Raw genomic sequence first — 9859 nt, forward strand, 5'->3', positions numbered from 1 at the left:
TTCGCCACCTGTACGGCCGGCCGCTGGAAACCCTGCTGGCAACCTGGGGCATCAGCCTCATCCTGATCCAGGCCATCCGCCTGCTGTTCGGCGCGCAGAACGTCGAAGTCAGCAACCCGGCGTGGCTGTCGGGGGGCATCCAGCTGCTACCCAACCTGGTGCTGCCGTACAACCGACTGGTCATCATCGGCTTCGCCCTGGCCGTGGTACTGCTCACCTGGCTGTTGCTCAACCGCACGCGGCTGGGCCTGAACGTGCGGGCGGTCACCCAGAACCGCAACATGGCCGCCTGCTGCGGCGTGTCCACCGGGCGCGTCGACATGCTCGCCTTTGGCCTGGGCTCGGGCATCGCCGGGCTCGGCGGCGTGGCCTTGAGCCAGGTCGGCAACGTCGGCCCGGACCTGGGCCAGAGCTACATCATCGATTCGTTCCTGGTGGTGGTGCTTGGCGGTGTCGGGCAACTGGCCGGCAGCCTGTGGGCGGCCTTCGGCCTTGGCATCGCCAATAAACTGCTGGAGCCGCAGATCGGTGCCGTGCTCGGCAAGATCCTCATCCTTGCGCTGATCATTCTGTTCATCCAGAAACGCCCGCAAGGCTTGTTCGCCCTCAAAGGACGGGTAATCGACTGATGAACCAGCCACTGCTTGTCACCGCTACGCAAAAGGCCGGGCCACGGCTGTCGCTGGCCATCAGCACTGTCGTCGTCCTGCTGTTGCTGGCCCTGCCGCTGCTGTCGCTGCTGCCGGCCGAGCATGCCCTGCAGGTATCGGCCTACACCCTGACCCTGGTCGGCAAGATCCTCTGCTATGCCATCGTCGCCCTGGCCCTGGACCTGGTCTGGGGTTACGCCGGGCTGTTGTCGCTGGGGCACGGGCTGTTCTTCGCCCTGGGTGGCTACGCCATGGGCATGTACCTGATGCGCCAGGCCGCCGGCGACAGCCTGCCGGGGTTCATGACCTTTCTGTCGTGGACCGAGCTGCCGTGGTACTGGGCCGGCACCCAGCACTTCGCCTGGGCGCTGTGCCTGGTGGTCCTTGCACCCGGGCTGCTGGCGCTGGTGTTCGGCTGGTTCGCCTTCCGCTCACGCATCAAGGGCGTGTACTTCTCGATCATGACCCAGGCCCTGACCTTCGCCGGCATGCTGCTGTTCTTCCGCAACGAGACTGGCTTTGGCGGCAACAACGGCTTCACCAGCTTTCGTACCATCCTTGGCTTCGAGATTGCTGCGCAAGGCACCCGCGCGGCGCTGTTCCTGCTCACCGTCGGCCTGCTGCTGGCCAGCCTGTACCTGTGCTGGTGCCTGACCCGCAGCAAGTTCGGCCGCCTGCTTACCGCCGTGCGCGATGGCGAAAACCGCCTGATGTTCTGCGGCTACGACCCGCGTGGCTTCAAGCTGCTGGTGTGGGTACTCAGCGCCGTGCTGTGCGGCCTGGCCGGCGCGTTGTACGTGCCGCAGGTGGGCATCATCAACCCCAGCGAGATGTCACCGACCAACTCCATCGAAGCCGCCGTGTGGGTCGCCCTTGGCGGGCGCGGCACGTTGATCGGCCCCCTGCTGGGTGCGGGGCTGGTCAATGGCATGAAGAGCTGGTTCACCGTGGCCTTCCCGGAATTCTGGCTGTTCTTCCTCGGCGCGCTGTTCATCCTCGTTACCCTGTACCTGCCCAAGGGCGTAGTCGGCCTGTTGAAGAAAAGGAACCAGCCATGAGAGGCGTGCCCCCGGTACACCCCGAATTCATGCTCGAGCCGGTGTTCGACAACCTCGGCAGCGGCCGTGAGGCGATAGGCCTGGGCCAGCGCCGCAAGGCCGGCCTCGACACCCGTCACGGCACGGTGCTGAGCCTGGAAGACATCAGCGTCAGCTTCGATGGGTTCAAGGCACTCAACGCGCTCAACCTGTACATCGGCGTGGGTGAACTGCGCTGCATCATCGGCCCCAATGGCGCCGGCAAGACCACGATGATGGACGTGATCACCGGCAAGACCCGCCCCGACAGTGGCACGGCCTACTTCGGCGACACACTCGACCTGACCGGCATGAGCGAGTATCAGATCGCGCAGGCCGGCATTGGCCGCAAGTTCCAGAAGCCGACGGTATTCGAAGCACTGACGCTGTTCGAGAACCTGGAGCTGGCGCTGAAGGCCAATAAATCGGTGTGGGCGAGCCTGGCGGCCCGTTTGAGCGCTGAACAGCGCCAGCGCATCGACGAAGTGCTGACCACCCTGCGCCTGCTGCCCTTGGCCCAGCGCCAGGCAGGCCTGTTGTCGCATGGGCAAAAGCAGTTTCTGGAGATCGGCATGCTGCTGGTGCAGGAGCCGCAATTGCTGTTGCTGGACGAACCGGTGGCCGGCATGACCGACGCCGAAACCGAATTTACCGCCGAGCTGTTCAAGGGCCTGGCTGGCAAGCATTCGCTGATGGTAGTGGAACATGACATGGGCTTTGTCGGCAGCATTGCCGACCATGTGACCGTGTTGCACCAGGGCAGTGTGCTGGCCGAGGGTTCGCTGGAGCAGGTGCAGGCGGATGAGCGGGTGGTCGAGGTGTATCTGGGCCGCTAGATCTTCAAAGCTGTGCCGGCTCTATCGCCGGCAAGCCAGCTCCCACAGAACCCCCACAGGCCTCGGAGCTTGTGCTTTACCTGTAGGAGCTGGCTTGCCAGCGATAGGGCCGGCACAGGCACAGCAAACCTTTCAGGAACACCGACATGCTCAAGATCGACACCCTGCACCAGTACTACGGCGGCAGCCACATCCTGCGCGGCCTGTCCTTCGAAGCCAAGGTCGGTGAAGTCACCTGCCTGCTCGGCCGCAACGGCGTCGGCAAGACCACCCTGCTGCGCTGCCTGATGGGCCTGGTGCCCACCCGCGACGGCAGCATCGAATGGGAAGGCCAGCCGATCACCACGCTCAAACCTCAGCAACGAGTTCATGCCGGTATCGCTTATGTGCCACAGGGCCGCGAGATATTCCCGCGGCTGACGGTGGAAGAAAACCTGCTGATGGGCCTGTCGCGTTTTTCTGCACGTGAAGCGCGGGAGGTGCCAGCCTTCATCTACGAACTGTTCCCGGTGCTGGAGCAGATGAAGCAGCGCCGTGGCGGCGACCTGTCTGGCGGCCAGCAGCAACAACTGGCCATCGGCCGCGCCCTGGCCAGTCGCCCGCGCCTGCTGATCCTCGACGAGCCCACCGAAGGCATCCAGCCCTCGGTGATCAAGGAAATCGGTGCGGTCATCCGCCGCCTGGCCGAACGCGGCGACATGGCTATCCTGCTGGTGGAGCAGTTCTACGACTTTGCCGAAGCGCTGGCCGACCAGTACCTGGTCATGGCCCGGGGCGAGATCGTGCAGCGCGGCCGCGGTGAAAACATGCAGGCCGAAGGTGTGCGTGGGCTGGTAACCATTTAATCTGCACACAACGACCCTGCGAGATGCTGTGATGAGTGACCGAATCCGCGATGCCCTGCCCGCCGACCTGCCGGGCATCCTCGATATCTACAACGATGCCGTACGCCATACCACGGCGATCTGGAACGAGACCCCGGTGGACCTGGCCAACCGTCAGGCCTGGTTCGAGGCGCGGGCGCAGCAGGGCTATCCGATCCTGGTGGCGGTAGATGACAGCGGCGTGCTGGGTTATGCGTCGTTTGGCGACTGGCGGCCATTCGAAGGTTTTCGCCAGACCGTGGAGCACTCGGTGTATGTCCGTGATGACCAGCGTGGCAAAGGGCTGGGCCCGCTGTTGATGGCGGCGCTGATAGAACGGGCGCGCAGCTGCGGCAAGCATGTGATGGTGGCGGCCATCGAAAGCGGCAATGCGGGCTCGATGCGCCTGCATGAGCGGCTGGGATTTGTGGTGACCGGGCAGATGCCACAGGTGGGGGTGAAGTTTGGCCGGTGGCTGGATTTGATCTTCATGCAGTTGGTGTTGAACCCGGGGGCTGAACCGAGCTGAGTCTGATGCTTGCAGGCCTGGCCTCTTCGCGGGTAAACCCGCTCCCACAGGGACCGCACATTTCCCGAAACCTGTGCTGCACCTGTGGGAGCGGGTTTACCCGCGAAGAGGCCAGGCCTGCAACCGTTACAGCTGGGTAAACCTGCCCAACCGTTGCTTCAGCATGCTGTTCTCACTGCGCAACTGCTGCACTTCCTGCAGCAGCTCCAGCGCCAGCGCCACCCCTTCCCACTCCAGCTCCAGCTCCTGATGCAGCTTCACTGCGCGCTTTGCCACCAGCGGCGCCTGATCGTCAAACAGCCAGTCATCCGGCGTTCGCCCGGAAGGCTCGACAATGCCGTGCTCGACGATTTCGATCACGTAGTCAGCCGTGACATCGGCTTCCTGACACAGGGTACGCATGTCCAGTTGAACGATCAGGGTGCTGCTCATGATCACTTACTCCATTGTGTCCTCGGGTCGAACGCAGCCTTCTCGGAAAGCTTGCTCCACAGTTCGCGGGCAGCCTCGTCGGAGGCAGGCGGCATGACCACTTTCAGCTGCGCATAAAGGTTGCCGCGCTCGCCGTTCTTGTTCGCCAGGCCCATGCCCGGCACGCGCAGGCGCTGGCCGCTCTGGCTGTCGGGGCGAATGGTCAGGTTGATCCTGCCGGTCAGGGTCGGCACCGCGACCTTGGTCCCCAGGGCAGCCTCCCACGGTGCCAGTGGCACGGTGATGATCAGGTCATGACCTTCGACATCGAACAGCGGGTGCGGTGCCATGCGGATGGTCAGGAACAGATCGCCATTGGCGCCGCCACCACTGCCCGGCGCGCCCTGGCCTTTCAGGCGGATGCGTTCGCCGTCGGTTACCCCAGCCGGAATCTTCACGTTCAGGGTCTTGGTGGTAAACCCGGTGCGCTGGCCCATGGCATTGGTTTGCGGCACCTGGAAGCTGATCTGCTTGGATTCCTTGCTCAGGGTTTCCTCGAGGAACACCGCCAGTTCAAGCTCCACATCCTGCCCTCGTCTGCCGGCACTGCGTTGTTGTTGCCGGCCACCGCCGCCACCGCCGAACGGGCTGCCGCCGCGTGCGCCAAAAATCGAGCTGAAGAAGTCGGAAAAATCACCGCCCTCGAAGCCACCTGCGCCAGCACCGCCGCGGTTTTCCCAGCCAGGTGGTGCCTGGAACGGCCGGCCATGCTGGCCGCCATATTTGCGAATTTCGTCGAACTCGGCACGTTTCTGCGCGTCACCGAGCACTTCGTAGGCCTCGTTGGCCTCCTTGAACTTGTCCTCGGCGTCGCGCTCCTTGCTGACATCGGGGTGATACTTGCGCGCCAGCTTGCGGTACGCGGCCTTGATCGCCTTGTCGTCCGCCGTGGGCTCTACGCCGAGTATCTTGTAATAGTCTTTGAAGTCCATCTGTGGATCACCAATGTGAATGTGCGTGTTGCAACAGAAGATGCAACTGTAGATTGGGGTCAAGCATAGCCTTTCAAGACCGCCTTGGGGTTGCGCCATGGCAGACGACTGGTCTTGATTCTGTAGCCAAGTGGCATAAACTGCGCGGCCGTTTTGCCTCCGGAAGCTTATTTCCCATGTCTGACGTATCCCCGGCCCGCGCCCTGGGCATCGACTTTGGCACCTCAAACTCCACGGTCGGCTGGCACCGCCCTGGCGTGGAGTCGCTGATTGCCCTGGAAGACGGCAAGATCACCTTGCCCTCGGTGGTGTTCTTCAACATCGAAGAGCGTCGCCCGGTGTATGGCCGCCTGGCGCTGCACGAGTACCTGGAGGGCTACGAAGGCCGCCTGATGCGCTCGCTGAAAAGCCTGCTGGGCTCCAAGCTGATCAAGCACGACACCAGCGTGCTGGGCAGCGCGTTGCCGTTCAAGGACCTGCTGGGCATGTTTATCGGCGAGCTGAAAAAGCGCGCCGAAGCCGCCGCAGGTCGCGAATTCGACCAGGTGGTGCTGGGGCGCCCGGTGTTCTTCGTCGACGAAGACTCCGCCGCCGACCAGGAGGCCGAAGACACCCTGGCCGACGTAGCCCGCAAGATCGGCTTCAAGGACGTGTCGTTCCAGTACGAGCCGATTGCCGCGGCCTTCGACTATGAGTCGAGCATCAGCCGCGAAGAGCTGGTGCTGATCGTCGACATCGGCGGTGGTACCTCCGACTTCACCCTGATCCGCCTGTCGCCCGAACGCCATCTGGTAGCCGAACGTCAGGACGATATCCTCGCCACCGGCGGCGTGCACATTGGCGGTACCGACTTCGACAAGCAACTGAGCCTGCAGGGCGTCATGCCGTTGTTCGGCTACGGCAGCCGCATGAAGAGCGGCGCGCTGATGCCTACCAGCTACCACCTCAACCTGGCCACCTGGCACACCATCAACGCCCTGTACTCGCAGAAGTCGCAGCTGGCGCTGGGCAGCATGCGCTACGACATCGAGGACAGCTTCGGCATCGACCGACTGTTCAAGCTGATCGAGCAGCGTGCGGGGCACTGGCTGGCGATGGAAGTGGAAGCCAGCAAGATCGAGCTGACCGAGCATGACAGCCGCATCATCGACCTGCGCCGTGTCGAGCCTGAGTTGAAGGCGGAACTGACCCGCGTGCTGTTCGAAGAGGCCATCGAAAGCCTGCTGGAACGCGTGCGCGGTAGCGTGAGCGAACTGCTGGCCAAGGCCGGCGTCAGCGAAGCCCAGGTCGATACAGTGTTCTTCACCGGTGGCTCCAGCGGCATTCCGGCACTGCGCAACAGCGTGGCAGCGATGTTGCCGAATGCGCGACATGTGGAAGGCAATATCTTTGGCAGCATCGGTAGCGGGCTGGCCATCGAGGCGCGCAAGCGTTACGGCGTGGCCTGAGCCATTTTGGGGCTGCTTTGCAGCCCATCGCGACACAAGGCCGCTCCTACAGGAAACCGCGCATTCATTGGATGGACGCGGTCGCCTGTAGGAGCGGCCTTGTGTCGCGATGGGCCGCAAAGCGGCCCCCAGCAATCTGTCAGACCAGCTCCGCCCGCCGCAACTCGCTTTTCAGGTAGGCATAGTAGACCGGCCCCGCCACCACCCCCGGCAGCCCGAACGCCGCCTCGAACACCAGCATCGCCAGCAACAGCTCCCAGGCCTTGGCACTGATCTGCCCGCCGACGATCCGCGCGTTGAGGAAGTACTCGACCTTGTGGATGACGATCAGGTAACCCAGTGCCGCCGCCGCGACCCAGATCGACAGCGACAGACCGACGATGGTGATCAGGGTATTGGACATCAGGTTGCCGATCACCGGCAGCAGCCCCAGCAGGAAGGTCAGCACGATCAGCGTCTTGGTCAGCGGCAGGTGCACGCCGAACAGCGGCAATACCACGGCCAGGAAAATACCGGTGAACGCGGTATTGAGCAGCGAGATCTTGATCTGCGCGAAGACGATGTTGCGAAACGCCCGCACCAGCAGGGCGAGGCGCTCGAACAGCGCTGCCGCCAGGGGCTTGCGCCGGGAGATATCGGGTATGCGCTGCAGGGCGACTATGGCCCCGAGGATCATGCCGATCAGCAGGGTGACGAACATGTGCGCCATGCCCTTGCCCACCAGCTGCAGGTCGCTCAGGTGGCTCTTGAGCCAGTCGCCGATGGCCACCTTGAACTCCGCCGCGCTGGCCGGCAGGTAACCCTCGATGAACGGCGGCAACTGCCCGCGGGCACGCTCCACCAGGGCCATGAACTTGTCCAGCGACGCCCCTGGGTTTTCCGCTTCGTGCAGCAAAAAGCTGAAAGCACCGGCAATCAGCAGCGACAGGGTCAACACCACCAGCGTGCCCAGCAATGCCACCGCCAGCCAACGCGCGCGTTGCCCGGCGATCAGCGGCTGCAGCCGCGGGGTGAGCATGTTGACCAGCTCGAACACCAACAGGCCAGCCAGCAGGCTCGGCAGCAATTTCAGGGGCAACGCCAGCAGCAGGCCGGCAAACACGATGATCCAGCTGGCCAGGGTGACCTGGCGGGGGGTGAAGGTCATACAGCCTCAACGGCAGACAACGGGAAAGACCCGCAGTCTGCCAGCCTTGAGGCTGCAGGCATAGGCGCAGGTCATTTCTTCTTCAGGCAGTCACTCATGTATGCCTTGCGCTCGTCACCCTTGAGCGCCTTGGCGGTGGCGTCGGCGTTGCAGGTTTTCATTTTGTCTTGCTGGGTCTGCGGCACGCTCTTCTTCAGGCAGGTGCTCATGAAGGCTTTGCGCTCGTCGCCTTTGAGTTCCTTGGCGGTGGCGTCGGCATTACAGGTTTTCATCTTTTCCTGCTGTGCAGTATTGGCGGCGAAGCCTTGGGCGCTGAACAACACCGCCAGCGCCAGCAATGGAATGTGCAGCAATCTCATGGAGTGGTCTCCTTGGCTCCGCGCCCGATGCACGGGGGTCGAGCTGAGTGTAGCCAAGAATTGTCAGCGCCCTGCCCGCGCCTGCCGGCGGTACTGCTCGGGGGTGCACCGGGCCTGGCGCTGGAACATGGCGATGAACGCCGAAGCGCTGCTGTAGCCAAGGTCGAAGGCAATCGCCTGAATCGGCAGGCCTGCCTCCAGCGCTTCGATGGCGCGCAGAAAACGCAGGCGCAAGCGCCACTCGCCAAAGCTGATGCCCAACTCGCGCAGGAACTGCCGGGCCAGGGTGCGCTCGCTGACATGCACGCGGGCCGCCCAGTCGGCCAGCGGACGGTTGTCACCCGGCTCGGCGCTGAGCGCGTCGAGCACCTGGCGCAGGCCATCGCTCTGGGCAAATGGCAGGTAGCAAGCCTGGGTGGGCGCCAGCAACAGCTGGTCCAGCAGTACTTGAGCCAGGCGTTGGTCGCGCTCGTCTGCGGCTACCTGCAGGTCGCGGCGAGCGAAGTCGGCCAGGATGGCCTTGAGGATGTCACTGATCATCAGGCTGCATGGCTGCTGCGGCAGAGCTGCACACAGGCGGCGGTCCAGGTAGACCGAGCGGTAGACGATGGCCTGGGGGTTGTAGCAGCCATGCACAGTATCGGGGGGGACCCACACGGCGTAGTGCGGCGGTGATAGAAAGCGCTGGCCGGCGACCTCCAGGTGCATCACGCCATGGGCGGTGTAGTTGAGCTGGCCCCAGGCGTGCTGGTGCAGGGCGCTGTGGGTGTCGGCGCCGAACTCGTCGTGGCGGAAGTACACCGGAGCCGGGAGCTGGGCGAACTGGGGGATATCGAGGTATTTGCGCTGCATGTCAGTTTAGCAGGGTGGGTTGTCCGGATAAGAGTATAGGCTTTTAGACAGACAATCGATAATACAGGCCTATCGAGGGCCTGCTCTGCAGCCCCAATCAGGCCGAGACGAGTAACCCGCTCAATGAACTACCTCTTCCCCCTCACCGCCATCCTTATCTGGGCCGGCAACACCGTGGTCACCAAGATGTCCGCCGGGGCCATCCACCCTGCCGAGATCGGCTTCTATCGCTGGCTGTTGGCCGGCCTGCTGTTCACCCCATTCCTGCTGCCCGCTGTGTGGCGCAACCGCGCGGCCATCCGCCCGCACCTGGCCAAGGTAGGCCTCCTCGGCGTACTGGGCATGGCGATGTACCAGAGCCTGGCCTACTTCGCCGCCAGCATCACCAGCGCCACCAACATGGGCATCATCCTCTCGCTGATGCCGCTGATGTCGCTGGCTCTGTCCATCGCCTGGCTGGGTCAACGCCTGAGCTACGGTGCATTGCTGGGCGCAGTGGTGTCGTTTGTCGGCGTGCTCGAAGTGGTCAGCGCCGGCCACCCGGCCAGCCTGCTTGATCAAGGCCTGAACAGCGGCGACCTGCTGATGCTGGTGGCCACCCTGGCCTACGCGTTATACAGCTTCCTGCTGAAGAAATGGCAGCTGCGCCTACCGCCGCTGCAGCTGCTGTACCTGCAAGTGCTGGTGGCGATCATC

Annotated in this window: 12 protein-coding genes; 7 read left to right on the forward strand and 5 right to left on the reverse strand. The window is 63.6% G+C overall.

The window, feature by feature from the left end; genetic code table 11:
- The 5 genes from urtB to HP546_RS19840 form a co-directional block, all read left to right on the forward strand.
- Positions 1 to 629 (forward strand): urea ABC transporter permease subunit UrtB (gene urtB / locus HP546_RS19820; RefSeq protein WP_172228592.1); only part of this gene is annotated, 629 nt, incomplete at its 5' end.
- The gene (gene urtC / locus HP546_RS19825; protein WP_172228594.1) at positions 629 to 1708 is read left to right on the forward strand and encodes an urea ABC transporter permease subunit UrtC; all 1080 of its coding nucleotides are present in this window, start codon (positions 629 to 631) and stop codon (positions 1706 to 1708) included. The genes urtB and urtC, both read left to right, overlap by 1 nt.
- Positions 1705 to 2562 carry an urea ABC transporter ATP-binding protein UrtD gene (urtD, locus tag HP546_RS19830; RefSeq protein ID WP_172228596.1) on the forward strand — a complete coding sequence of 286 codons (858 nt, stop codon included), beginning with the start codon at positions 1705 to 1707 and terminating at the stop codon, positions 2560 to 2562. The genes urtC and urtD overlap by 4 nt, the downstream gene beginning before the upstream one ends.
- A 146-nt stretch (positions 2563 to 2708) precedes the next feature.
- Positions 2709 to 3407 (forward strand): urea ABC transporter ATP-binding subunit UrtE, encoded by a 699-nt coding sequence (gene urtE / locus HP546_RS19835; protein ID WP_172228598.1) that lies wholly within the window; start codon positions 2709 to 2711, stop codon positions 3405 to 3407.
- Positions 3408 to 3438: 31 nt separating this feature from the next.
- Positions 3439 to 3954 carry a GNAT family N-acetyltransferase gene (locus HP546_RS19840; RefSeq protein WP_172228600.1) on the forward strand — a complete coding sequence of 172 codons (516 nt, stop codon included), beginning with the start codon at positions 3439 to 3441 and terminating at the stop codon, positions 3952 to 3954.
- A 126-nt stretch (positions 3955 to 4080) separates the two neighbouring features.
- On the opposite strand, the gene HP546_RS19845 is transcribed toward HP546_RS19840, so the two are convergent.
- Both HP546_RS19845 and cbpA read right to left on the reverse strand, forming a co-directional pair.
- Positions 4081 to 4386, reverse strand: coding sequence for a chaperone modulator CbpM (locus tag HP546_RS19845; RefSeq protein WP_172228602.1), 306 nt, complete (start codon positions 4384 to 4386; stop codon positions 4081 to 4083).
- 2 nt (positions 4387 to 4388) lie between these two features.
- A complete protein-coding gene (gene cbpA, locus HP546_RS19850) occupies positions 4389 to 5357 on the reverse strand; it encodes a curved DNA-binding protein (protein ID WP_172228604.1) in 969 nt (322 codons plus the stop codon).
- Positions 5358 to 5533: 176 nt separating this feature from the next.
- On the opposite strand from cbpA, the gene HP546_RS19855 reads away from it, so the two are divergent.
- Positions 5534 to 6805, forward strand: a complete 1272-nt coding sequence (locus HP546_RS19855) for an Hsp70 family protein (RefSeq protein ID WP_172228606.1) — start codon at positions 5534 to 5536, stop codon at positions 6803 to 6805.
- A gap of 139 nt (positions 6806 to 6944) precedes the next feature.
- Here HP546_RS19855 and HP546_RS19860 read toward each other — a convergent pair whose 3' ends face one another.
- From HP546_RS19860 to HP546_RS19870, 3 genes are all read right to left on the reverse strand, one after another.
- Positions 6945 to 7952, reverse strand: coding sequence for an AI-2E family transporter (locus tag HP546_RS19860; protein WP_172228608.1), 1008 nt, complete (start codon positions 7950 to 7952; stop codon positions 6945 to 6947).
- Positions 7953 to 8023: 71 nt separating this feature from the next.
- Positions 8024 to 8311 (reverse strand): PsiF family protein, encoded by a 288-nt coding sequence (locus tag HP546_RS19865; RefSeq protein ID WP_172228610.1) that lies wholly within the window; start codon positions 8309 to 8311, stop codon positions 8024 to 8026.
- Positions 8312 to 8374: 63 nt separating this feature from the next.
- Positions 8375 to 9163, reverse strand: coding sequence for a helix-turn-helix transcriptional regulator (locus HP546_RS19870; RefSeq protein WP_172228612.1), 789 nt, complete (start codon positions 9161 to 9163; stop codon positions 8375 to 8377).
- Between the two features lie 123 nt (positions 9164 to 9286).
- Here HP546_RS19870 and HP546_RS19875 point away from each other — a divergent pair.
- Positions 9287 to 9859: DMT family transporter (locus tag HP546_RS19875; RefSeq protein WP_172228614.1), on the forward strand; the 573-nt coding region annotated here is incomplete at its 3' end.

Origin of the sequence: Pseudomonas sp. CM25 (assembly GCF_013179705.1) — a bacterium.
GTDB lineage: Bacteria > Pseudomonadota > Gammaproteobacteria > Pseudomonadales > Pseudomonadaceae > Aquipseudomonas.

Coding starts and splice junctions, on each gene's coding strand:
- urtC (WP_172228594.1), top strand. CDS start 629: ATGAACCAGCCACTGCTTGTCACCGCTACGCAAAAGGCCGGGCCACGG.
- urtD (WP_172228596.1), top strand. CDS start 1,705: ATGAGAGGCGTGCCCCCGGTACACCCCGAATTCATGCTCGAGCCGGTG.
- urtE (WP_172228598.1), top strand. CDS start 2,709: ATGCTCAAGATCGACACCCTGCACCAGTACTACGGCGGCAGCCACATC.
- HP546_RS19840 (WP_172228600.1), top strand. CDS start 3,439: ATGAGTGACCGAATCCGCGATGCCCTGCCCGCCGACCTGCCGGGCATC.
- HP546_RS19845 (WP_172228602.1), bottom strand. CDS start 4,386: ATGAGCAGCACCCTGATCGTTCAACTGGACATGCGTACCCTGTGTCAG.
- cbpA (WP_172228604.1), bottom strand. CDS start 5,357: ATGGACTTCAAAGACTATTACAAGATACTCGGCGTAGAGCCCACGGCG.
- HP546_RS19855 (WP_172228606.1), top strand. CDS start 5,534: ATGTCTGACGTATCCCCGGCCCGCGCCCTGGGCATCGACTTTGGCACC.
- HP546_RS19860 (WP_172228608.1), bottom strand. CDS start 7,952: ATGACCTTCACCCCCCGCCAGGTCACCCTGGCCAGCTGGATCATCGTG.
- HP546_RS19865 (WP_172228610.1), bottom strand. CDS start 8,311: ATGAGATTGCTGCACATTCCATTGCTGGCGCTGGCGGTGTTGTTCAGC.
- HP546_RS19870 (WP_172228612.1), bottom strand. CDS start 9,163: ATGCAGCGCAAATACCTCGATATCCCCCAGTTCGCCCAGCTCCCGGCT.